At 73.2% G+C, this 22,118-nt stretch carries 21 protein-coding genes; 13 read left to right on the top strand and 8 right to left on the bottom strand.

Annotated elements, in window-relative coordinates:
• Positions 1 to 55 precede the first annotated feature (55 nt).
• Positions 56 to 859, top strand: a complete 804-nt coding sequence (locus Raf01_RS20155) for an Fpg/Nei family DNA glycosylase (protein WP_203919488.1) — start codon at positions 56 to 58, stop codon at positions 857 to 859.
• Positions 860 to 908: 49 nt separating this feature from the next.
• Here the strand turns inward: Raf01_RS20155 and Raf01_RS20150 are convergent, their stop codons facing one another.
• Positions 909 to 2,093, bottom strand: a complete 1,185-nt coding sequence (locus tag Raf01_RS20150) for an amidohydrolase family protein (protein WP_203919487.1) — start codon at positions 2,091 to 2,093, stop codon at positions 909 to 911.
• 74 nt (positions 2,094 to 2,167) lie between these two features.
• Positions 2,168 to 3,016 (bottom strand): IclR family transcriptional regulator, encoded by an 849-nt coding sequence (locus Raf01_RS20145; protein ID WP_203919486.1) that lies wholly within the window; start codon positions 3,014 to 3,016, stop codon positions 2,168 to 2,170.
• 145 nt (positions 3,017 to 3,161) lie between these two features.
• Between Raf01_RS20145 and Raf01_RS20140 the strand changes: the two genes are divergently transcribed.
• The 3 genes from Raf01_RS20140 to Raf01_RS20130 are packed head-to-tail and all read left to right on the top strand — an operon-like array spanning position 3,162 to position 5,799.
• Positions 3,162 to 4,247 (top strand): cupin domain-containing protein, encoded by a 1,086-nt coding sequence (locus Raf01_RS20140; RefSeq protein WP_203919485.1) that lies wholly within the window; start codon positions 3,162 to 3,164, stop codon positions 4,245 to 4,247.
• Positions 4,244 to 5,086, top strand: coding sequence for a fumarylacetoacetate hydrolase family protein (locus Raf01_RS20135; RefSeq protein ID WP_203919484.1), 843 nt, complete (start codon positions 4,244 to 4,246; stop codon positions 5,084 to 5,086). Before Raf01_RS20140 ends, Raf01_RS20135 begins: the two co-directional genes overlap by 4 nt.
• 35 nt (positions 5,087 to 5,121) lie before the next feature.
• Entirely contained in the window at positions 5,122 to 5,799 is a 678-nt protein-coding gene (locus tag Raf01_RS20130; protein WP_203919483.1) for a maleylpyruvate isomerase family mycothiol-dependent enzyme, read from the top strand.
• Positions 5,800 to 5,883: 84 nt separating this feature from the next.
• Here Raf01_RS20130 and Raf01_RS20125 read toward each other — a convergent pair whose 3' ends face one another.
• Entirely contained in the window at positions 5,884 to 7,386 is a 1,503-nt protein-coding gene (locus Raf01_RS20125) for an IMP dehydrogenase (RefSeq protein WP_203919482.1), read from the bottom strand.
• 128 nt (positions 7,387 to 7,514) lie between these two features.
• Positions 7,515 to 8,081: a GNAT family N-acetyltransferase gene (locus tag Raf01_RS20120; protein WP_203919481.1), complete on the bottom strand. Its 567-nt coding sequence runs from the start codon at positions 8,079 to 8,081 to the stop codon at positions 7,515 to 7,517.
• Positions 8,082 to 8,460: 379 nt separating this feature from the next.
• On the opposite strand from Raf01_RS20120, the gene Raf01_RS20115 reads away from it, so the two are divergent.
• Positions 8,461 to 9,333: a serine hydrolase gene (locus Raf01_RS20115; RefSeq protein WP_203919480.1), complete on the top strand. Its 873-nt coding sequence runs from the start codon at positions 8,461 to 8,463 to the stop codon at positions 9,331 to 9,333.
• Between the two features lie 28 nt (positions 9,334 to 9,361).
• Here the strand turns inward: Raf01_RS20115 and Raf01_RS20110 are convergent, their stop codons facing one another.
• The gene (locus tag Raf01_RS20110; protein ID WP_203919479.1) at positions 9,362 to 10,546 is read right to left on the bottom strand and encodes a saccharopine dehydrogenase family protein; all 1,185 of its coding nucleotides are present in this window, start codon (positions 10,544 to 10,546) and stop codon (positions 9,362 to 9,364) included.
• Between the two features lie 80 nt (positions 10,547 to 10,626).
• Here Raf01_RS20110 and Raf01_RS20105 point away from each other — a divergent pair, with 80 nt between their 5' ends.
• Positions 10,627 to 11,571 carry a GNAT family N-acetyltransferase gene (locus Raf01_RS20105; protein ID WP_203919478.1) on the top strand — a complete coding sequence of 315 codons (945 nt, stop codon included), beginning with the start codon at positions 10,627 to 10,629 and terminating at the stop codon, positions 11,569 to 11,571.
• Positions 11,572 to 11,818: 247 nt separating this feature from the next.
• Here Raf01_RS20105 and Raf01_RS20100 read toward each other — a convergent pair whose 3' ends face one another.
• A complete protein-coding gene (locus Raf01_RS20100) occupies positions 11,819 to 12,805 on the bottom strand; it encodes an ArsR/SmtB family transcription factor (RefSeq protein ID WP_203919477.1) in 987 nt (328 codons plus the stop codon).
• A 44-nt stretch (positions 12,806 to 12,849) separates the two neighbouring features.
• On the opposite strand from Raf01_RS20100, the gene Raf01_RS20095 reads away from it, so the two are divergent.
• From Raf01_RS20095 to Raf01_RS20080, 4 genes are all read left to right on the top strand, one after another.
• On the top strand, positions 12,850 to 13,269 hold the full coding sequence (locus tag Raf01_RS20095) for a hypothetical protein (RefSeq protein ID WP_203919476.1): 420 nt from the start codon (positions 12,850 to 12,852) through the stop codon (positions 13,267 to 13,269).
• Positions 13,270 to 13,414: 145 nt separating this feature from the next.
• On the top strand, positions 13,415 to 13,579 hold the full coding sequence (locus Raf01_RS20090; protein ID WP_203919475.1) for a hypothetical protein: 165 nt from the start codon (positions 13,415 to 13,417) through the stop codon (positions 13,577 to 13,579).
• Positions 13,580 to 13,739: 160 nt separating this feature from the next.
• Positions 13,740 to 14,225 carry a cation:proton antiporter regulatory subunit gene (locus tag Raf01_RS20085; RefSeq protein ID WP_203919474.1) on the top strand — a complete coding sequence of 162 codons (486 nt, stop codon included), beginning with the start codon at positions 13,740 to 13,742 and terminating at the stop codon, positions 14,223 to 14,225.
• Between the two features lie 7 nt (positions 14,226 to 14,232).
• Entirely contained in the window at positions 14,233 to 15,426 is a 1,194-nt protein-coding gene (locus Raf01_RS20080) for a cation:proton antiporter (RefSeq protein ID WP_203919473.1), read from the top strand.
• Between the two features lie 64 nt (positions 15,427 to 15,490).
• Here the strand turns inward: Raf01_RS20080 and Raf01_RS20075 are convergent, their stop codons facing one another.
• Positions 15,491 to 16,600: a sensor histidine kinase gene (locus Raf01_RS20075; RefSeq protein ID WP_203919472.1), complete on the bottom strand. Its 1,110-nt coding sequence runs from the start codon at positions 16,598 to 16,600 to the stop codon at positions 15,491 to 15,493.
• Positions 16,597 to 17,304, bottom strand: coding sequence for a response regulator transcription factor (locus Raf01_RS20070; protein ID WP_203919471.1), 708 nt, complete (start codon positions 17,302 to 17,304; stop codon positions 16,597 to 16,599). Before Raf01_RS20070 ends, Raf01_RS20075 begins: the two co-directional genes overlap by 4 nt.
• 150 nt (positions 17,305 to 17,454) lie before the next feature.
• On the opposite strand from Raf01_RS20070, the gene Raf01_RS20065 reads away from it, so the two are divergent.
• The 3 genes from Raf01_RS20065 to Raf01_RS20055 all read left to right on the top strand — a co-directional run bounded on the left by Raf01_RS20065 (position 17,455) and on the right by Raf01_RS20055 (position 22,107).
• On the top strand, positions 17,455 to 17,943 hold the full coding sequence (locus Raf01_RS20065) for a YflT domain-containing protein (RefSeq protein WP_373319542.1): 489 nt from the start codon (positions 17,455 to 17,457) through the stop codon (positions 17,941 to 17,943).
• A 128-nt stretch (positions 17,944 to 18,071) separates the two neighbouring features.
• Complete coding sequence (locus Raf01_RS20060) at positions 18,072 to 18,368, top strand: TFIIB-type zinc ribbon-containing protein (protein ID WP_203919470.1); 297 nt, start codon at positions 18,072 to 18,074, stop codon at positions 18,366 to 18,368.
• Positions 18,369 to 18,489: 121 nt separating this feature from the next.
• The gene (locus Raf01_RS20055; RefSeq protein ID WP_203919469.1) at positions 18,490 to 22,107 is read left to right on the top strand and encodes a GH92 family glycosyl hydrolase; all 3,618 of its coding nucleotides are present in this window, start codon (positions 18,490 to 18,492) and stop codon (positions 22,105 to 22,107) included.
• The last annotated feature ends 11 nt before the right edge of the window (positions 22,108 to 22,118 follow it).

The following is a 22,118-nucleotide window of genomic DNA, read 5'->3' as shown; positions in this document are numbered from 1 at the left end:
GGAGGGGTCTCGTGCCCCTCCCCGGCCCGGTGCCGTCCACGCGTTAGGCTCGAGTGTGCCCGAAGGACATACCCTCCACCGCCTCGCCGACCGGCACCGGACGCTGTTCGCCGGCAAGCGGGTCAGCGCGAGCAGCCCGCAGGGCCGGTTCGCAGCCGGGGCCGCGGCCGTGTCCGGGGCGGTCCTGCGAGACACCGAGGCATACGGCAAGCATCTCCTGCACCACTACGACGGCCGCTCGGTGCACATCCACCTCGGGCTCTACGGCGCCTTCACCGACGGCACCGGCGCCGCCCCGCCGCCGGTCGGGCAGGTCCGGCTGCGGCTTTCCACCCGGCGCCACTGGTTGGAACTGCGCGGCGCGTCGGCGTGCGAGCTGCTGAGCCCGGGCGAGGTCGACGCGCTGCGCGGCCGGTTGGGCGAGGATCCGCTGCGCGACGACGCCGACCCCGCCGCGGCCTACGCGCGGATCCGCGGCCGGGCCGCCCCGCTCGCGGCCCTGCTGATGGATCAGTCCATTGTGGCCGGTGCCGGGCTGGTCTACGTGTCCGAGGTGCTGTTTCGGGCGGGCATCCCGCCGACCCGCCCCGGTCGCGAGTTGAGCCCCGACGGGTTCACCGAGCTGTGGGCCGACCTGGTGGCGCTGATGAAGGAGGGCGTGCAGCGCGGGCGGATCGACACCGTCCACAGTAGACACACGCCGGAGGCGATGGGCCGGGCGCCGCGCATGGACCGGCACGGCGGTGAGGTGTATGTGTACCGCCGGCACGGCCAGCCGTGCCTGGTCTGCGGCACCGGGGTCCTGCGGTCGGAGTTGGCCGGGCGCAACTCCTACTGGTGCCCGGCCTGCCAGCCCTAGCGACGGCACGGGCTCCCCGCCGGCCGGCGAACGATCGGCGGGGCGGGACCTAGTGAACCAGCCAGACCCGCCACATCGCGGCCGGGTCCGATAGCGGATCGCCGTGCACCAGAACGAAGTCGGCCGGCCCGCCCTCCCGGATGACGCCCGCCTCCGGCTCGCCCAGCAGGACGCCGCCGTTGCGGGTCGCGGCGGCCAGCGCCTGCCACGGTTCCAGGCCGGCGGTCACCAGACACTCGATCTCCCAGGCCAACTGGTTGGCCCGCAACGAGCCGCCACCGAAGTCGGTACCTGCCGCGATCAGTACGCCGGCCCGGGCCGCCAGCCGTACGCTCTCGTGCGCCCACTCGCGCCGCGCGGCGATCTGCGAGCGGCCGGCCGGCTCGGCGAAGCGAGGCAGGGCCGTGGTGCTGGCGAACGAGCGCCAGGACTCCAGCACCGCCAGCGTCGACACCATGGCGACGCCGTTCGCCGCCATCGCGGCCACTACGTCGGCGTCCAGCTGGAAGCCGTGCTCCAGGGAGTCGACACCGGCCTCGGCACCGATCCGGGCACCGGGCAGCATGCCGGAGTGGGCGGTGACCCGGGCGCCGCGCCGGTGTGCCGCGTCGACCACCGCCCGTACCTCGCCGACCGTGAACGGCGAAGTTTCCCGGTCCGGACCGTCGAGGTACAGCTTCACGAAGTCGGCCCCGTCGTCGAGCTGCCCCATGGCGGCCCGCAGCAGCCCGTCGCCGTCGGACACCTCGACGCCCAGCCCGGACGGCAGGCCCCCGGCGCGCGCGATCCAGGTACCGGCCGCCCGCACGTACGGGTACTCGCGGTGCCCCGCCCACCGGTCCCGTACCCCGAGGGCCAGCCCGCGGGTGCGGCCGTCGACCGGATCCGTCTTCACCGGCGAGCCGACGTCGCGCGCCCAGCGCACGCCCGCGGCCCGTTGCAGGCGCGCGTTGTCCTCGGCGACCCGCAGCAGCCGGTCGGCCGGATCGAAGCCGCGGTCGATCCAGTGCGCCCCGCCCGGCATCGTCAGGTGGCTGTGGCTGTCCACCAGGCCGGGCACGACGGTGCACCCGGACGCGTCGACGACCTCGACGTCCGGGCCGGGGTCCGGTTCGTCGCCGGTCGGGCGGATCCACTCGATCCGGTCGTCGTCCACGAGCAGGCTCACGCCGAGCCTGAGCCGCGGTCCGGTGCCATCCGCGAGCGCCGCGTCGCGGTACAGGGTGCGTGCCATGCGGCTCACTATGTCACGGGCTCCGCCGGGCCGTTCCGGGCCGTTGTGGGCCGCGTGCCGGCGTCCAGGGGGATTCAGCTGAGTTCGTCGGAGATCCGGGCGGCGGCGGCGAGCACGGCCGGCGCCAGATCGGACAGCGCGCGCCGGCTGACCCGCTGGCTGGGCGCGGCTACGACAACGGCGGCCAGCGCCGCGCCGTCCGGCCCGTGGACACACGCGCCCAGCGCGTTCACCCCCTGCTCGGTCTCCTCGGCGTTGACCGCGTATCCGCGCCGGCGTACGTTGCCCAGCTCGCGGCGCAGCTCCCCGATGTCGGGCCCGGCGGCGCCGGCCCGCAACGGAAGCCCGCGCGGATAGAGCCCGGCGAGCTCGGCGGCGGACAGCTCGGCCAGCAGCACCTTGCCGCCGGAGGTCAGGTGCGCCGGCAGCACGATGCCGGTGCGCGACGCGACCCGGATGGTCTGCCCGCCCTCCACCCCGTCGACGAACCGGACACCGTTGCCTTCCAGCATCACCAGGTGCACGGTCTCCCGGGTCAGCCGGGACAGCGCCACCAGGTGCGGGTGCGCGACGTGGGTCAGGTCGGGGCTGGCCGGCGCGGGCACCGCGAGCCCCCGCAGGAACGGGCCGACCGCGTACACGTGGTGCCGGTCGCGGGTGGCGAACCCGTGCGCCACGAGCGCGGTCAGCAACCGGTGGACGGTCGACGGCGCGAGGCCCAGCGCGTCGGCGGCCTCGTGCACGCGCAGCCGGTGCCGCTCCACGAGCAGCCGTGCCAGCCGCAGGGCGCGGTCGACGGAGTTGACGGGCGGCTGCGGGGTCGCGCCGACGGTGCCGGCGGGGGGCTGCGGGGTCGCGCCGACGGTGCCGACGGGGGGCTGCGGGGTCGCGCCGACGGTGCCGACGGGGGGCTGCGGGGTCACGCCGATATTCTGCTCCATGGAATGTCGGAACGCGAGGATTCCATCGCGTCCGCCGGCCGTTCTAGCCTCGACGTGACCGCAATGGTGCCGTGCGCGGCGAGGTCGCCGGCGCACCGCACAGACCACACCCGAGGAGGGCGCCTCGATGACGCAGGCGGAGCAGACAACCCGACCGGTCGAGGACGATCCGGACCTGACACGGCTGTACCGCGACTTCGCGGACGCCGGCCTGACACCGCTGTGGACGCAGCGTGAGGGCCTGATGCCGGCCAGTCCGCAGCCCTCCGGCGTACCGGCGCTGTGGCGGTGGTCCACGCTCTACCCGCTGGCCGCCGAGGCGGGCCGGTTGGTTCCGGTTGGCCGGGGCGGTGAGCGCCGGGCGATCGCGCTGGCGAACCCCGGCATTCCCGGCCAGCCGTACGCGACCGCGACACTGTGGGCGGCCATCCAGTACCTCGGGCCGCGGGAGACCGCGCCGGCACACCGGCACACCCAGACCGCGTTCCGCTTCGTCGTCGAGGGCGAGGGCGTGTGGACCAACGTCGACGGCGACGCGGTCGCGATGCGCCGAGGTGACCTGCTGCTGACTCCGGGCTGGCACTTCCACGAACACCACAACACCACCGACACCCCGATGGCCTGGATCGACGGGCTGGACATCCCGCTGGTCGACCAGCTCGACGCGGGCTTCTTCGAGTTCGGCCCGGACCAGCTCGCCACGACGGCCACTCCGGACCGCTCGTACAACGAGCGCATCTGGGGTCACCCGGGCCTGGTGCCGGTGGCCCGGCCGGAGCGCGCCTCGTCGCCGCTGATGGCCTACCGCTGGGAGCACACCGACGCCGCGCTGCGCGAGCAGCTGGCCTGCGCCGCCGAGGGGCACGACGCGACCGTGGAGCCCGGTCACGCGGCGGTCCGGTTCAGCAACCCGCTGACCGGGCGCGACGCGCTGAGCACCATCCGCACCGAGATGCACCGGTTCGCCGCCGGTACGGTCACCGCCCCGACCCGGCACGTCGGCTCCTCGGTCTGGCAGGTGTTCTCCGGCTCCGGCACGGTCAGCGTGGGCGAGAGCCGGTACGAGGTCGGCACCGGTGACCTGTTCGCGGTGCCGTCCTGGGCGCCGGTGAGCGTACGGGCCGGCAGCGCCCTGGACGCGTTCCGGTTCAGCGACGAACCGGTCTACGAAGCTCTCGGCCTGGCGCGCACGCAGACGGAGGTTGCCCGATGAGGCTCGCGACGATCCGCACCGCGGACGGCACCCGGGTGGTTCGCGTCGACGCGGACCGGGCCGTCGAGACCGGCCACACCGACCTGGTCGACCTGCTGCGCGAGGACGGCTGGCGGGCATCCGCCGCGTCCGCCGCCGGCCCGGCGCACGACGTCTCCGGGCTGGACTACGCGCCGCTGGTGCTGGGCCCGGAGAAAGTCATCTGCGTCGGCCTGAACTACCGCACGCACATCCTGGAGATGGGGCGCGAGCTTCCCGAGCACCCGACGTTGTTCGCCAAGTACGCGCGGTCGCTCGTCGGGGCGTACGACGACGTCGTACTGCCTCCAGAGTCGGCCGCGATGGACTGGGAGGCCGAACTCGGGGTGGTGGTCGGCGCGCCGCTGCGGCGGGCCACTCCCGAGGCGGCCCGGGCCGCGATCGCGGGATACACGGTGGTCAACGACGTGACCGCCCGCGACTGGCAGTACCGCACGCTGCAGTGGTTGCAGGGCAAGACGTTCGAGGCGACCACGCCGGTCGGGCCGTGGCTGGTCACCGCAGAGGGGACCGACGAGCCGGCGTACCCGCTGTCCTGCGAGGTCGACGGCGAGCGGGTGCAGAGCGCGGACACCGGCGACCTCGTGTTCGGCCCCGCCGACCTGCTCGCGTACCTGTCGACCATCGTCACGCTCATGCCCGGCGACCTGATCGCGACCGGTACCCCCGGCGGTGTCGGCCACGCCCGCAAGCCGGCCCGTTACCTGGCGGACGGTGCGACGCTGACCACCCGCATCGACGGCATCGGTGAGTGCGTCAACCGGTGCGTTCTGGACAAGAGCGCGGGCGCGAACCGGTGAGCGACCGGCACGACATCCCGGTGACGCTTGGCTGGATGGCCGGCGGAACCGCGTTGCTGCTCGCCCAGGTCGACGCGCTCGACGACGCCGCGCTGGAGGAGCCGTGCCGCCTGCCCGCATGGGGCAGGCGGCACCTGGTGGCCCACCTGGCGCACAACGCCACGGCCCTGGGCAACTTGCTGCGCTGGGCGCAGACCGGCGTCGAGACACCGATGTACTCGTCGCAGACCCAACGCAACGACGACATCGCCCGGTCGGCGACGGACGCGCCCGACGCGCTGCGCCGCGACCTGGCGGGCACCGCCGCCGCGCTGGACGCGCACGTCCGTGAGGTCACCCCGCAGCAGTGGGGCGCGACCGTGCGTACCGCGCAGGGCCGGGACATCCCGGCCGCCGAGGTGCCCTGGATGCGGGCCCGCGAGGTCTGGCTGCACGCGCTCGACCTGGGCACCGGAGTCTCGGTGGCGCAACTGCCGGACGACTTCAGCGAGACACTGATCGACGACGTCCTGGGTTTCTTCGCGAAGGCGGCCGGGGCACCCGTGCTGCGGCTCGCCGCCAAGGGCTCCGGGCGGGAGTGGACCCTCGGTGATCCGGCACCGGCGGCGTCGATCGGCGGCACGCCGCCCGCGTTGGCCGCCTGGCTGACCGGCCGGTCGGACGGCCGTGACCTGGACGCCGCCGAGCTGCCGGAGCTGCCACGCTGGCTGTGAGCCCGGCGCTGTGAGACCGGGGCCGGGATCCGCCCGGCCCCGGTGCGCCCGGGTTGTCACGGTCTACAGCCCGGGCGTCACGGCCTACTGCCCGGGGTCGCTCGGCCGGTCGCGCAGCCGCACCTCGGCGGTGTTCTGCAGGTAGCTCTGGTGGGAGACGGGTACCAGCACCGCGTTGTCGTGGAACGCCCGCAGGGCGGTGGAGCCGCAGCTGATCATGGTCGCCTTGAGCTTGGCGATCGTGGTGGCGACGTTGTCGTAGAGGCTGCCGGCGTACGGCACGTACCCGTCGACGCCCTCCTCGAACACCAGCTGCTGGCTGTCTCCGTGCTCGTACCGGCTGACGTTGCGGGCCCGGTTGGAGCCCTCGCCCCAGTACTCCTTGAACAGCTGGCCGCCGACCCGCACCAGCGGCGACGGGCTCTCGTCGAAGCGGGCGAAGTACCGGCCGAGCATGACGAAGTCCGCGCCCAGCGCGAACGCGATGGCCATGTGGTAGTCGCTGAGCAGCCCGCCGTCGCAGCACACCGGAACGTACTCGCCGGTCCGCTGGGCGTACGCGTCGCGCTCGGCGACCACGTCGATGAGCGCTGACGCCTGCCCGCGCCCGATGCCCTTCTGGTCGCGGGTGATGCAGATCGAACCACCGCCGATGCCCACCTTGACGAAGTCCGCCCCGGCGTCGGCCAGGTAGCGGAACGCCCGCCCGTCCACGACGTTGCCGGCGCCGACCCGTACCCGGTCGCCGTAGGTCTCGCGGACGTACCGCAGGGTGTCGTGCTGCCACACCGAGTACCCGTCGGAGGAGTCCAGGCACAGCAGGTCGGCTCCGGCCTCCACCAACGCCGGGATGCGTTGGGAGTAGTCGCGGGTGTTCACGCCGGCACCGACCCGGAACCGCTTCTCCGCGTCGATGGACTCGTTGTGGAACCGCTTGTGCAGCTCGTAGTCGCGGCGCAGGACGATCGACTCCAGCCGGCCGTCGCCGGCCACGACCGGCAGCACGTCGAGGCGGTGGTCCCAGATCAGCGTGTTGGCCTCGGACAGCGACACGGTCGGCGGCGCGGTGACCAGGCCGGCGGCGCGGCGCATCCGCGACTCGACGCTGTCGCCGGTGCCGTGGCGCTGCGGATGGAAGTCGCGGGTGGAGATGAGCCCGAGGAAGGTGCCGTGCGCGGAGCCGTCGTCGGTGACGACCGCGAAGTCCCGCTCGGCCGCGTCGAGCAGGGTGGTCAGCTCGCCGAGGGTCGCGGAGGGCTTGATATTGGTGTCGGAGAACCGGAATCCGGCCTTGTGCCGCTTGACCGCGGCGACCATGGCCGCCTGGGACTCGATCGGCTGGTTCTGGTGGATGAAGCTCAGGCCGCCGCACTGGGCCAGCGCGATGGCCAACCGGGGCGAGGACACCGCGCCCATGATCGCACTGGTCAGCGGGACCGCGATGCGGATCGCCGACGGGTCGCCGACCCGGTGGCGTACCAGCGGCGCGCTCAGATCGACCGCGGCCGGGGTGCAGTCGGCCGTGGTCAGGTTGGGCACCAGCAGATACTCGTTGAGGGTGCGCGACACCTCTTCGAGAATCCTCATCGGACCTCCCGCTTCGATCCGGGTCGGCTGACGTGAAGGCACCAGAGTATGCGTCCGCCCGGGGCAAAGCCCGGCAGGGGCCGGCCTTTGGGGAGATCGTGTCGGCGCCGGAACGCCGGCGGGTACCGCTACCGGGACAGGTCCAGGCGGACGATCGCCCGGCTCTCGGTCGGCCGGGCGACCTCGACGAAGCCGGCCCGCCGGTACAGCGACAGCGGCCCCTGGTACAGGCTCGCCGCTCCGGCCGGACGCCGCGACGTGTCGATCGGGTACGCCTCGACGATCCGCGCGCCGTGCCGCCGGGCGAGGTCGACGGCGCCCCGCAGCAGCTGGGTGGCGACGCCCTGCCGGCGATGCCCCACCCGCACCACGAAGCAGGTGACCGACCAGAGCCCGTCCTCGTCCGACGTCGCCCGGGCCCCCTGCATGCGCTCCAGCCGTGGGTAGTCGCCGCGCGGGGCGACCGCGCACCAGCCGACCGGACGCTCCCCGTCGTAGGCGAGCACGCCGTGCGGCACCGTCGCGGTGGTCACCTGCTGCCGCATCGCGGCACGGTTCCGGTCCCGGTCGCCGTGCTCGTACCGATCCGGCGACCGGTAGTACTGGCACCAGCAGCGCGACGGGTCGCCCCGCTCGCCGATCAGCTCGGCCAGGTCATCCCAACGCCGTGCGTCCGCGTCAACGATCGTCACCACGCGTTCATCGTTCACTCCGGCGCGACGGCGGGGCAACCCGGCGGTTCCGGAGCCTCCCGACGGTATCCGGCCAGTCTGGCTCGGCGCGTCTGGCTCGGCGCGTCTCTGTCGCCGCGCAACGACCCAGACCAGTCGGTCCCGGCCGGCCCGATCGGCACGGTTCGACGTCGCCGCGCGCCGATTCACGCGGATTCGTCGCCGATGCCCGTCGCCGCTGCCGCGCCGTCCACCCGAAAGGGGGACGGCGAAAGGACTGCGGCGATCCCGGGACGGGTGTTCGTCAATACTTCGCCTTATGCGCAAAATGGGGCGAATTGGTACAATAGGCGCGGCAAGCGCGGCGGTCGTTGTCGCGGCCGCGATGCTGACCATGTACGCGGTGGCGAACCGTTCGAGCGCCTCCGGCCGGTCGGTCGTGAGCCTGCCGTCCGCACCCGGCTCTCCGTCCGGCTCCCCGTCGGGCTCACTGTCCGGTTCCCCGTCGGGTTCCCCGTCCCGATCTCCCAGCCCGCCTGTTGACCCCGCGGTGGCCGCCCGTGCCCAGGTGGCCGCCTACCTGGCCCAGTACAGTTCGCACGCGTCCTTCGCCCTGCTGGACCGGGTCACCGGAGAGAAGATCCTCTACCAGGAGAGCCACGCGTTCGAGACCGGAAGCATCGTCAAGGTGGACATCCTGGCCGCTCTGCTCTGGCAGGAGCAGCAGTCCGGTACGGGCCTGTCCCCGGCCCAGCAGCAGTTGGCAACCAAGATGATCACCGAGAGCGACAATGACGCGGCCAGTGCCCTGTGGAACCAGATCGGCGAGGAGTCCGGTTTGGCCCAGGCGGATGCCGTGTTCGGGTTGACCGAGACCTCACCCGGGACGAACGGGTACTGGGGGCTGACCACCACAACCGCGACCGACCAGCTCCGGCTGCTCGAGCTGATCGCCGACCCGGCGGGGCCGCTCAACGCGGACAGCCGGGCCTATCTGCTGGGCCTGATGAGTCAGGTGGACGGTGAGCAGCGGTGGGGGGTACCGGACGCGGCCGCCGGCCGGGCGACCGAGGTGTACGTCAAGAACGGCTGGCTGGCGCGCACGACCGACGACGACAGGTGGATCATCAACAGCATCGGCCGGATCGTCGAACCCGGGCACGACTGGCTTATCGTCGTGTTGTCCAACGACAACGCGACGCAGGACTCCGGGATCAGGCTCGTCCAGCACGCCGCCGACCTCGCGGTCCAGAACCTGCGAACGGCTGCCCCCTAGCGCCGACTCGCGGGATCGCCTGCCGCACTCAGACCGGTGAGGGTGGCTCCGGCGGAGGCTGACCGCCGGCGGGTTCGCGACGGAATCCCGCGCTGGCGCAGGCGTCCTCGAGCGCGTCGAGCCCGAAGGGCTCGGCCGGACCGAGCGCGCCGGAACGCGGCACACCGTGCGTCGCCGCCCGATCCGCGGCCCAGGCGAGGACCGACGCGGTGAACGAGTACGGTTCCGGCCCGGTCAGGCGTACCGTGGCCAGAGTCCTGCCGTCCGCGTCACCGGCGACGGCCAGCACCGTCGACCGGAGGTTCCCGGCGGCGCCGGGCCCGGCCCTCCCGCGCTGAATCCGCCTCGCCTGGGCGTCCAGCGCGCGGCGCACGCCGGGCACCCGGTCCAGCGACGTGACGAGCGCGCAACCGTAGTGGACGAGCCTCGTGGCGCGGCCGAACCAACCGAGATAGACACCGACCTCGGCCAGCGGTGCGGGCGTTTCGCCGCCGCCGGCCCCGGACGCTTCCGCTCGCAGCCTCGGCAGCGCGAAGTGCTCCGAGGAGCCGATCGAGAAGGCTTGCCTTTTGGCGCCGTTCACCTCGAACGACGTCACGTGCGCGGCGGTACGCTCGGTCGCGATCCGGCCGGCGCGCAGGGCGTACCCGGGTTCCAGCAGCAGACCGGCCACGGTCGCGCGGGTACCCGCGCTGGCCGCTCCCCGGATGGCTCCGTCGACGAAGTAGCCGATCCGCACTCCGGTCGCGGCGGGGCCGGCGTCCCGCAACGCGAGGGCGCCCGCGAGGTTTCCCGGTACGTAGTCGTAGCCGAACGCGGTCAGCAGCGCCGCGCCGGACCGCCGCGCACGCGGGCCGAACTCCTCGAACACCTGGCGGATGAACGGTGGTTCGCCGGTGGAGTCCAGGTATACCGCACCGGCCTCGACGGCCGCCTCCACGGCGGCCCGGCCGACCTTGACGAACGGGCCCGCGGTCGACACCAGCACGTCGCCGGGTGCGATGAGATGGCGCAGCTGCCCGGGATCCGCGTCCGCGACGGCCGTCTCCAGCGCCGTTCCGTCACCGGCGGGGGAGAGTCGCGTGGCGAGCGCGTTCAGCCGGTCCCGGTCACGACCGGCGAGGACGGGGCGAAGCCCGCGGGCGACCATCGACCGCGCGGTCAGACCTCCGGTGTAGCCGGTGGCTCCGTACAACACGATTCGGCCCGGCACGCGACCAGCCTATGGCACGCGGGGAAGCCGCGCGGAAAATGGCTGGACGCCGATCCGGGTCCCTGACATGGTGGCGCAGCATGGGTGACCTCGACCTCCTCACCGCCGGGGACGTACAGCTCATGCAGGGCCTCGCCCAGCGCGTCACCGCCGTCCGTCCGGACCTGATCAACAGTGACGCGAGTTTCGGAGAGCTGGCCTGGATCTGGGGCAAGGGACACGCTTCCGACGGCGCGACCTGGCCGCGTCGCCTGTGGTTCGCGGACGGCGAGTTGGTCGCCTGGGGCTGGGCATACCTGCCGCACCGGGTGAGGCGCAGCGACGGGTCGGAGAAGGACATCACCGGCGCCTATCTGGGGTACCAGGTCCATCCCGACCACGCGGAGCTGGTCGACGACGTGATCGACTGGTACGACCGGGTCGCGGCCGGCCTCGAGCGTACGGTGCTGCCGAATGCCACCGACGAGTTCGCGCTGCCGCGGTGGGAGGCGCACGGGTACCGGACCGACCCCGCGTCGCTCGGCGACACCGGGACCTGGACCCAGCTCAACGAGCGGGACCTGGTCGACGTGGCGCGGCCGGTGCTCCCGGAGCTGTTCCGGTTCCGTACCGCCGACGAGGCCGGGCCCCAGGCCGCGGTACGGGCCCACATCGACGCCTGGGCTCCGGCGACGTACACGGCCGAGGGCTACCAGGGCGTCCGGCGGACGGCGGCGTACCGCGGCGACCTCCACGTCCTGGTCGAGGCGCCGGACGGCACCATGGCGGCGTCAACGATCATGTGGTTCGACGAGGTCAACAAGACCGTCGAGTTCGAACCCGTCGGGACGCACCCGCACTACCGGCGCCGCGGGCTCGGCACGGCGATGCTCCTGCACGGGATGCGCCTCGCGCGGGACGCCGGGGCCACACACGCGACGGTCGCGTGTCTCGGCGCGCCGGGGCACCCGAACGCGCGGGGGCTGTACTACGGCGTCGGGTTCCGGCCGTTCACCCGGGACGCACCGCTGGTCAAGCCGGCCTAGGTTCCGTTCCGTCGTGGGCGTCGAGCCGGCGCGTGACCGGAGTACGCGCGCCAACCAGGTCCACCGCGACCGGGAACGGACCTGCCGGACGCGTCGATAGTCGTCCGCTTCCCGCTGGAGGTCGCGCCTGCGCTGCCGGGCGACCTCGGCGGTGATGGTGAACTGCAACACGACGGCGATGCTAGGCAGGGCCCGGCGTGCGGCGGAATCGATTCGGGATCCGCCTAATGCTAGGCCGTGTCCGGCCTCATCGCAGCAGGCTCACCAACGCCACCCCGGCCGGCTCCAGCTCGTACAGCACGTGTCGACCTATCCGGCGTCGATGCACCACGCCCGCGGCCAGCAGCCCGGCGAGGTGCTCGGAGACCGTACTCGGGGCGAGCCCGAGCCGGGTCGCGAGCCCGGCCGTCGTGCTCGGCTCGGCCAACCCGTTCAGGACGGCGGCGCGGCCCCGCCCGAGCAGCACGGTCAGCCGGTCGGCACCCGGGGACACCGACGCCGGCCCGTCGGCGAGCGCGGTCGCCCCGCGGGCCTGGTACGACACCGCGACGACGGCCGGATCGTCGGTCGAACACATCAGCGCACCCTGCGAGAAGATGAGCGGGATCAGGACCAGCCGCATGTTCTGCGCGGTGATCCTGAAGTCCTTCGGCTTGACGAGGGTCAGCACCGGTGGCTGCCAGCGCACCCGCTCGTGGAGGTCGGACAGCAGCGCGTCCGGACCGTCGGCGGCCAGTGCCCTCGCCCGCAGCAGCACCTCCTCGTCCAGCGACGACCGCATCGCCGGCCAGCGGTCGGCTATCGCCGCGTCCCAGTAGGCGGCGATGCCGTCGGCGAACCGGCGGAGTGCCGGCCCCGGCCGGTCGCGGAACTCGGCGATCGCATCGGGCACGTCGTCGCCGTAGTGCTTGGCGACCTGGGCGTCGATCGTGTCGGAGTCGACGGCGACCAGCGCCGCCAACTCCTCCTCCAGGCTGGGCGTGGCCGAGGGCGGGACGGGGCTGAAGAAGTCCGGCGAGGAGCGGCCGCAGTCGCCGAGCAGAATCCGCACCGGTTGTACCGCGTCCACAGTGGACAGAACCGTGCGGGCGTGCCGCGCCCAGGCGGTGTACGGCCACGGCACCGTACCCGGACTGCGCGCCAACAGGTGCAGGCTGCAGACCGTTTCCCACAGCGGGCTGATGGCGATCCGGGTACGCGCGACGGTCTGCTCGTCCAACTCGACGTGGATCACCAGCCGATGGTAACCGGCGGCACGGTAGGGTCGAGGAACCCAGAGTGGCCGGAGGCGACGTGACCGGAATGCGGCACCGGAAGGCGGTGCGGGCGCTGCCCGTGCTGCTGGCCGTGCTGCTCGCGCTCGGGCTGCTGGGCACCGACCGGGCCGCCACGGGACAGGTCGCCGGCCAACGGCCCGCCACGGCGGGCATGGTCGTGCTGGTCGCGACGCCGGCGGACGCCGACGCGGTGGTCGGCGTGCGCCCGTTGCGGCACCTTCCGGTCCGGACTCTACGGCTCGGGTTGTTCGAGGTCGGGGTGCTGGCCGCCGGGTTCGCCGCGCACCGGGTGGCCCGGTGGCTGCCGGCGCGGCCTCCCGAGACACTGCCGGCCGCGGCCGGTCTGGCCGTGCGGCGGGGACGCGCTCCGCCACCGGTGGGTGCGGATGGTGTCCACGCCCGGGAAGCCACCGGCCGCTGACCCGCACCGGACGGCGCGGTCGGTGCCGTCGGTGAGCCTCCGGTTGAGGCGTGGTGTCGATCGCCCCCACCTCAGGTGGGGGTCCTCACCCGTACCCCCTCGCGCCGAGGCGCCGAGGGGTCTCACCTGGCCACGGAGGCTTGTCTTGATCATTCTTTTCGTTTTCACCCTGCTCCTGGTCGCGGCGGGGATCGTTCTGATGGCCGCGATGCTGCGACGCGACGAACCCCCTCTGGGCGTCGTCGGGCTCGGGCTGCTGGTGATCGCCGGCATCCCCGGATCGGTCTACGGCGCTCTGGCGAGCGTCTGAGCCCAGCGGGCGCCGGCCGGCTGCACCGGCCGGCGCCCGGCCGCGGCTTCGCCGGGGATCGCGGATCCGCGATCCCCGGCCCGCCGCCGTTTGTGGCAGTCAGGAAAGGAAATCCAGTGCGGTGCCCCGGGTGGCACCCGGAGAAGAGGGAGACAGGCTCGTGGACGTCGAACGTGTACCGCTGCCGGGGATCGGTCTCAAGCACGTGCTGGCCACCGCCCGGGGCCGGCGGGTCGGCGTGGTGTCCCACCACAACGGCCGCCGGGACCTGATCGTGTACCGCCGCGACGACATCGAGAGCGCCGCCGACACCGTCGCGCTCAGCGTGGAGGAGGCCAACACGTTGGCCGAACTGCTCGGTGCGGCCCGGGTCGTGGAGCGCCTGGCCGAACTGCACCGGCAGGTTGAGGGTCTGGTCAGCGTCCAGGTGCCGATCGCCGACGGGTCGCCGTTCGACGGCCGGTCGTTGGGCGACACCCGGGCACGTACGCGTACCGGCGCGTCGATCGTGGCGGTGGTCCGCGGCCGTGAGGTGATCGCGAGCCCTCGCCCGGACTTCGTGTTCGGCGCCGGTGACGTCGTCGTCGCCATCGGTACCGCCGAGGGCACCGCCACGGTCTCCGACATCCTCACCGGTACCGGCTGAGCGGCTCATGCACACGTCGGTACTACTGATCGAACTGGGCGCGGTCATCCTCGGCCTGGGGCTGCTCGGCGCCGTCTCGGTGCGGTTCTCGATCTCGCCGATTCCCTTGTACCTGCTGGCCGGGCTCGCGTTCGGCGCCGGCGGGCTGTGGCCGCTGTCGGCCAGCGAAGAGTTCTTCTCCACCGGCGCCGAGATCGGTGTCGTCCTGCTGTTGTTCAGCCTCGGCCTGGAGTACAACGCCGACGAGCTCGCCGCCGGCCTGCGCACCTCCGGCGGCGGTGGGCTGATCGACCTCCTCCTCAACGCCGCTCCAGGCGTGGCCGCGGCGCTGATCCTGGGCTGGGGGCCGGTCGCCGCCGTGGCTCTGGGCGGGATCACCTACGTCACGTCCTCGGGCATCACCTCCAAGGTGATGGGCGACCTGGGCTGGCTGGGCAACCGGGAGGCTCCCACGGTGCTGTCGCTGCTGGTCATGGAAGACCTCACCATGGCCGTCTACCTGCCGATCCTCACCGCGCTCCTCGCGGGCGTCGGCCTGCTCGGCGGCCTGGGCGCGCTCGCCATCGCGATAGCGACCGTGGCGGCGATCCTCTATCTGGCGCTGCGTCACGGTCGCATCGTGCAACGGTTCGTCGCCAGCCCGAACGACGAGGTTCTCCTGCTCAAGGTCCTGGGGCTGACCATCCTGGTCGCCGGTGTCGCCGAGGAACTGCAGGTCTCGGCCGCCGTCGGGGCCTTCCTGGTCGGTATCGCCCTGTCCGGACCGCTGGCCCACGCAGCCCGCAGCCTGCTCACCCCGCTCCGCGACCTGTTCGCCGCGGTCTTCTTCGTCTTCTTCGGCCTGCGCACCAACCCCGCCGACCTGCCGCCCGTTCTCGGCGCCGCCGCGGTGCTCGCCCTGGCCGGCATCGTCACCAAGTTCGCCACCGGTTGGGTGGCCGCCGCGCGCGCCGGAGCGTCCCGTACCAGCCGTGCCCGTGCCGGCGCGGCGCTCCTGCCGCGCGGTGAGTTCAACATCGTCATCGCCGGCCTGGCCGTCACCGCCGGCGTCCAGCCGCGGCTCGGCCCGCTCGCGGCCGCCTACGTGCTCATCCTCGCGGTCGCTGGGCCGTTGCTCGCTCGTACCGCTGAACCTCTCGCCCGGCGGCTGGCCCGTCGCCGCTCCGGGACCTCGCCCCCGGTTGCCGGACTTCCGGGGTGACGCACCGGGGCCGCGCACCGGGGCCGCGCGCCGAGGCCACGTACCGGGGCGACGCACCGGCGCGTCAGAGCCTGCTGGCCGGCAGCTTGATGGTGACGGTGGTGCCGCGTCCGGGCCCCGGCGAGTCGGCGGCGATGGAACCCGCGTGCGTGGCCACGATGGCGCGGCTGATGGTCAGGCCGACGCCCGATCCCTGGTCGTGATGGCGGCCCGAGGGGTGCGCCCGGTAGAAACGCTCGAACAGGTACGGGAGGTGTTCGGGCGCGATCCCCTCGCCGGTGTCGCTGATCGTGATCTCCACCGTGGTGGTTCCGGCACCGGTGCCGATGTCGACCCGGCCGCCCGGCGGAGTGTGCCGGAGCGCGTTGTTCAGCACGTTGACGAGTACCTGGCCGATCCGGGCCGGGTCGGCGTCGACGAGCGTGCCGGGAGCGCCCGCGATGCCCAGCGTGACGCCTTTGGCGGAGTAGGCCGGGCGCAGCGACCCGGCCGCGTCCTCGATGATCACGTCCAGCGGGGTGGGCCGGACGGCGACCTTCAGGCGGTGCTCGTCCGCGGCCGACACCGCGTTGATGTCGTCCGCGAGCCGGACCAGCTTCTGCAGCTGGCCGCGCAGGATCGCGATGGTCGGCGGGTCGGCGGTCTCGATGCCGTCGTGGATCGCCTCCAGGTAGCCGTCGATGGCGGCCAGCGGGGTGCGCATCTCGTGGGCGAGATCGGTCAGCAGGCGCCGCCGGGTGGCTTCGGTGTTCTGGATCCTGGTGGCCAGGGTGTTCATGGTGCCGGCGAGGGTGTGCACCTCCCGGCTGGCGCGCCCCGGTATCAGCCGGGCGGTGTAGTCGCCCTGCGCGAGGCGGGCCGAGGTGGCGGCCATGGCGGTGATGGTGCGGCTGATCGGGCGGGTGATGAGCAGGCTCAACCCGACCGTCAGAGCGGCGGCGATCGCGGTCGCGAGCAGCACCTGGAGCAGGTTGGCGATGTGGAACGCCTGTTCGGCGCGGTCGAGCAGGCCGGGTGGGAGTGCCTGGTCCTGCTCGATGTGGTCGCGGAACAGCGGCGGGCCGGCGACGGTGGCCACCGCCCAGGTCACGGCGAGCGCACTGGCGATGAGCACCAGGTTGCCGACGACCAGTCGGGTACGCAGTGTCGCCTGGCGGGGCACGGCGCCGGTCACCGCCCGGTGCCGATCCGGTAGCCGGCACCGCGCACGGTACGGACGAAGCGCGGCGAGGCGGCGTCGTCGCCGAGCTTGCGGCGCAGGTTGCGGATGTGTACGTCGACCATGCGCTCGTCCCCGCCCCAGCCGGTACCCCAGACGGCGTCGATGAGCTGCCGACGGGAGAGCACCAGGCGCGGGTTCGCGGCGAGCGTGGCGATCAGGTCGAACTCCCGGGGAGTCAGAGTGATCGACCGGTCGCCGAGGTGGATCTCGCGGGCGGCCCGGTCCACGCGCAGCGGCCCCACGCGCAGGGCGTCGTCGTCGTCCGCGCGATCCGCGTGGCGCGGCCGGCGCAACATCGCCTTGACCCGCGCGACGAGCTCCCGGTGGCTGAACGGCTTGGTCAGGTAGTCGTCGGCGCCGACCGCGAGGCCGACGAGCTTGTCGACCTCGTCGTCCCGAGCGGTGAGCATGATGATGTAACAGTCGCTGAACCGGCGCACCCGCCGGGCGACCTCCAGGCCGTCGAGCCGCGGCAGCCCGATGTCCAGGACCATCACGTCGGGAGCGAAGTGGCCGGCCCGGGTCACCGCCTCGACGCCGTCCGGGGCGTGCTCGACGGCGAAGTCCTCCCGCTCCAGGTACTTGATGACGAGCTGAGCGAGGAGCGGGTCGTCTTCCACGACCAGTACCCGCGCGGCGGGGTCGCCCTTGTCCATCGGCACATTGTCCCCGAGCCGGGTGGGGCGTCTTCATCGTTTCTTCACGGATCGTGCCGGCTGCCCTGAACACAGCCGGTGCAGAGTTGCTGGCGTGCCGGTCGGCAGCACCGGCCGGCACGCCAGCCGATGAGGAGTTGACCGATCATGATGCCGGTGGCGGATCCCGAGTTCAACCAGGCGTCGATGGCGTGGAACACGGTGACCCGCTACACCGACTACGCGGCGGCGCAGGCGGCCGTCGACCGGCTGTCCGACGACGGGTTCCCGGTCGCCGAGCTGAGCATCGTCGGGTCGGACCTGCGGCTGGTCGAGAAGGTCACCGGCCGGCTCACCAGGGCCCGGGCCGCGCTGTCCGGTGCCGGTACCGGCGCCTGGTTCGGCCTCTTCGTCGGCATCCTGCTGAGCCTGTTCACCACCGGGCACCGGTGGCTGGCGATGGTGGCGGCCGGTCTGCTCGTCGGTGCCGTGTGGGGGGCGCTGTTCGGATTCCTGGCACACGCGGTCACCCGCGGCCGCCGCGACTTCTCCGCGGTCCGGTCGCTGGCCGCCGCGCACTACGACGTGATCGCGACCGGCGGTCAGGCCGAGCGGGCCCGGGTCATCCTTGGCCAGGCCGGGCTCCTGCCTCGAACCTGACCGCCGGCGGAAGTCCTGCCTACTCCCCGGGGCAGGCGCGCCGCCGTACCGGCGGCGGGAGGGGTCGGCGCGGTGGGGCGCGCCGACCCCTCCCACGGGGCGTCTGTCACCTACACCAGGAGGAGCCGGTGGATCTGATCTGCCCGAAGTGCCACGCGACCATGCGGACCTACGAGCGCGGCGGCATCCACATCGACCAGTGCGCCGAGTGCCGCGGCGTCTTCCTCGACCGGGGCGAGCTGGACCGCCTGATCGACGCGGAGGCCGACAGCCACCCGGCGGCCGGTTACCCGTCGACCGACCCGCAGTTCGCGGCCGGTTACGACTCGTACCGCCGTCCCGAGCATCACCGCGAGCGCCACTACGACGACCGCCGCCACGACAAGCGCCACCGTGGCGGCTTCCTGAGCGAGCTGTTCGACTGAGCGAGTCCCCGGGCTCGCGCGCTCGGGAGCGGTTGACATCGGCCATCGACGATAGTGAGATCCAGTTAAGGGCGCCACCGGCCCAGCCGCCCGGCGCACCAGCCGCTGGACAGGAGAGCCGATGTCCCGAACCCGTCGCGTGTCCGTGTTCGGCAGAACGCGCAGAGCCTCAACCGGCGCCGGTGCCGGCCTGCTCGGCCTCACCGTGGTGGCCGCTCTCGCCGCCCCGGCGGTTCCGGCCTCGGCCGCGACCGGTGCCGCGGCGGCCCTGGTCGACCACCCGGTCACCCTGGTCGACCCGTTCATCGGTACCGGCAGTGGGGGCGACGTGGTGGGCGACGTGGACGCCTTTCCGGGGGCGACCGCGCCGTTCGGGATGGTGCAGTGGAGCCCGGACACGCCGGGGCGGCCTGCCGGCGGCGGCTACCGGTACACCGACTCCAGCATCACCGGGTTCAGCCTGACCCACCTGTCCGGAGTCGGCTGTTCCATCGCGGGCGACGTGCCGTTCCTGCCGACCGTCGGGGTGCTTCCCGCCGACCCCAGCTCGGCCAGCGTCGCGTTCAGCCACGCGAACGAGTCGGCCAGCCCCGGCCGGTACCGGGTCGGTCTCGACAACGGCGTCACGGCCGACCTCACCGCGACCGCGCGCACCGGCCTGGGGGAGCTGACCTACCCGCGGACCGATCGGGCCAACCTGCTGGTCAAGGTGGCCGGCAGTGCCAACGGCGGCGCCGGCGCGACGTTCGCCGTGGCCGGCGACCGGGAGGTCACCGGCCAGGTGAGCAGCGGCCGGTTCTGCGGACAGCCGGACAGCTACACCCTCTACTTCGCGGCCCGCTTCGACCGGCCGTTCGCCGCCCATGGCACCTGGGGCGGCACGGCGGCGGGCGACACGGCGGCGGGCGACACGACCGCGGGCGACACGGCGTCGGGCACCGTCGCGGGCGGGTACGTCAGCTTCGACACCCGGAACGATCCGGTGGTGGGAGTGCGGGTCGCGGTGTCCTACGTGAGCGTCGCCGGTGCCGAGGCGAACCTGCGCGCCGAGGCCGGCACCTGGGACGTCGACCGGCAGGCGGCGGCGACCGCGCACGACTGGGACACCAGGCTGCGGGCGATCCGGATCGGGGGCGGGACTGCCGACCAGCGACGCACGTTCTACACGGCGCTGTACCACGCGATGCTCATGCCGACCGTGTTCTCCGACGCGGACGGCCGGTACCGGGGCTTCGACGGTGCCGTGCACACCCTGCCCCGCGGCCAGGCGCAGTACGCGAACTACTCCGGCTGGGACATCTACCGGTCGGAGATCCCGCTGCTGGCCGCGATCGCGCCGGACGTGACCAGCCAACTGGTCTCCTCGCTGGTCCGCGACGCCGCCCAGGGCGGATGGCTGCCGAAGTGGCCGGTCGCGGCCGGCTACACCGGTGTGATGAACGGTGACCCGGCCGGTGCCATCATCGCGTCGGCGTACGCGTTCGGCGCCCGCGGCTTCGACACCGCCGCCGCGCTGGCCGCGATGCGCAAGGGCGCCGAGGACACCACCAGCCCGCCCGGCCAGGGCTGGTACGTCGAGCGGCCGTCGCTGCCCGAGTACCTGGAGCGCGGGTACGTGCCCAACACCGGCTCGAGTTCGATCAGCCCGCTACCCAACGGCGCCTCTGAGACGCTGGAGTACGCCGTCGACGACTTCGCCATCTCCCGGCTGGCCTCAGCGGTCGGCGACCGGGCCACGGCGGCGCGCTACCTGACCCGGTCGCAGAACTGGTCGAACGTCTTCGACACCGCCACCGGCTACGCCGCCCCGCGCGACGCCGATGGCGCGTTCCCGCCCGGGCCGGGCTTCCAGGACACCGGCGGGTTCGGGCAGAACGGCTTCCAGGAGGGCAACGCGGCCCAGTACACCTGGATGGTTCCGCAGAACCTGCGCGGAGTGATCCAGGGCATCGGCGGGGACGCCGCCGCCATCGCCCGGCTCGACGACTACTTCACCCAGCTCAACGCCGGGCCGGACCGGCCGTACCACTGGCAGGGCAACGAGCCCACGTTCGGCACCCCGTACGCGTACCTCGCCGCCGGGGCGCCCTGGAAGACCCAGGAGACGGTGCGGCGCATCGAGACCCAGCTGTACGCGCCGACTCCGGGCGGGGAACCGGGCAACGACGACTGCGGAGCGATGAGTTCCTGGTACGTCTGGTCGGCGCTCGGCGTGTACCCGCAGACCCCCGGGGTACCCGCACTGGTCGTCGGCAGCCCGCTGTTCCCGCGCGCGGAGGTCGACCTCGGCGCGGGCCGCGAGCTGAGCGTCACCGCGCCGGCCGCCGCCACCGCCAACCCGTACGTGCACGGGTTGCGCGTCAACGGCGCGGCCACCCAGCGCACCTGGATCGCCCTGCCCGGCAAGGGGCGCACCACGCTGTCCTTCGACCTGTCGCCGGCTCCGGACCACCACTGGGGTACCGCCACCGGTGCGCGCCCGCCGTCGTACCCGGCCGGTCCCGTCCGGTTCCCCGCGGCCACCCGGGCGTTCCTGCGTACCGACCCGGCGCAACTGCGCCTGGCACCGGGCGGCTCCACGAGCGGCTCGGTGGTCGTGGACAACACGCAGGGAACCGTCGCGGCGACGGTCAGCTGGAGCGTCACGGCACCCGACGGGCTGACCGTCACCCCGACCGGTGCCACGGTCACCGCGGCGGCCGGCGCCGCAGCGAGCCTTCCGGTGACCGTCAGCGCGCGAAGCGACCTGGCGGCCGGCTACTACTCGGCGACGGTCACCGGAACCGGTGCGGGCGGGGCGGTGCTCGCCCGGACCGGCATCCTCGTCACCGTCGCCGCGGCCGGGCAGCGGATCCCGACCGCGTACGTGTCCAACTACAGCGACGCGACGCTCACGCCGGTGGACGTCGGCACGCACACCGCCGGTCCGCCGATCCCGGTCGGCAGCGGACCGGACGGCGTGGCGCTGACTCCGGACGGTGCCGAGGCGTACGTGGCGAACAACAACTCGAACGACGTCACGGTCATCGACACGGCGACCAACGCGGTCACCGCCACGGTGCCGGTGGGCTCCATCGCGGCATCCGTCGTGGCGCAGCCGGACGGCCGGACGGTGTGGGTGTCCAACTTCGGTGACGGCACGGTGCAGTCCATCGCCACCGCGACGCACACCGCCTCCGCGCCGGTACGGGTGGGCGCCAACCCGCAACGGCTCACCCTGAGTCCGGACGGCTCGCAGCTGTGGGTACCCAACCAGGGCAGCGGTACGGTCAGCGTCGTCGACACGGCGACCGGGGCGGTCACGCACACGGTGACCGTCGGCGCGCAGCCGTTCGACGTGGCGTTCGCCCCGGACGCGGCGCACGCGTACGTCACCAACACCGCGGACAACACGGTCAGCGTCGTCGACACCGCGACCTGGACCGCCACCGCGACCATCCCGGCCGGCGGTGGCCCGCAGGCGATCCGGCTGACACCCGACCACCGCACCCTGTACGTCGCCGACTCCGGGTCGGGCGGCGTCACCCCGATCGACGTCGCCAGCGGCGCCCCGGGAGCGTTCATCCCGACCGGGGCCGGCGCCTACGCCATCGGCTTCGGCCCGGACGGGGCGACCGCCTGGGTGGTGGACACCGGCGCGAACGACGTCGCCACGCTCGACGTCGCCACCGGTATGGTCACCGGCCACGTGCGGGTCGGCAACGCACCCGACGGCATCGGCATCACGCCGCACGCGTGACGCCCGGTGAA

This window comes from Rugosimonospora africana (assembly GCF_016862975.1).
Taxonomy (GTDB): domain Bacteria; phylum Actinomycetota; class Actinomycetes; order Mycobacteriales; family Micromonosporaceae; genus Rugosimonospora; species Rugosimonospora africana.
The sequence above is the reverse complement of the archived record's forward strand: the minus strand, read 5'-3'. Positions and strand labels throughout refer to the sequence as shown.

Coding starts and splice junctions, on each gene's coding strand:
- Raf01_RS20135 (WP_203919484.1), top strand. CDS start 4,244: ATGAGGCTCGCGACGATCCGCACCGCGGACGGCACCCGGGTGGTTCGC.
- Raf01_RS20105 (WP_203919478.1), top strand. CDS start 10,627: ATGGGTGACCTCGACCTCCTCACCGCCGGGGACGTACAGCTCATGCAG.
- Raf01_RS20070 (WP_203919471.1), bottom strand. CDS start 17,304: ATGGACAAGGGCGACCCCGCCGCGCGGGTACTGGTCGTGGAAGACGAC.
- Raf01_RS20065 (WP_373319542.1), top strand. CDS start 17,455: ATGCCGGTGGCGGATCCCGAGTTCAACCAGGCGTCGATGGCGTGGAAC.
- Raf01_RS20080 (WP_203919473.1), top strand. CDS start 14,233: ATGCACACGTCGGTACTACTGATCGAACTGGGCGCGGTCATCCTCGGC.
- Raf01_RS20150 (WP_203919487.1), bottom strand. CDS start 2,093: ATGGCACGCACCCTGTACCGCGACGCGGCGCTCGCGGATGGCACCGGA.
- Raf01_RS20130 (WP_203919483.1), top strand. CDS start 5,122: ATGGCCGGCGGAACCGCGTTGCTGCTCGCCCAGGTCGACGCGCTCGAC.
- Raf01_RS20125 (WP_203919482.1), bottom strand. CDS start 7,386: ATGAGGATTCTCGAAGAGGTGTCGCGCACCCTCAACGAGTATCTGCTG.
- Raf01_RS20055 (WP_203919469.1), top strand. CDS start 18,490: ATGTCCCGAACCCGTCGCGTGTCCGTGTTCGGCAGAACGCGCAGAGCC.
- Raf01_RS20140 (WP_203919485.1), top strand. CDS start 3,162: ATGACGCAGGCGGAGCAGACAACCCGACCGGTCGAGGACGATCCGGAC.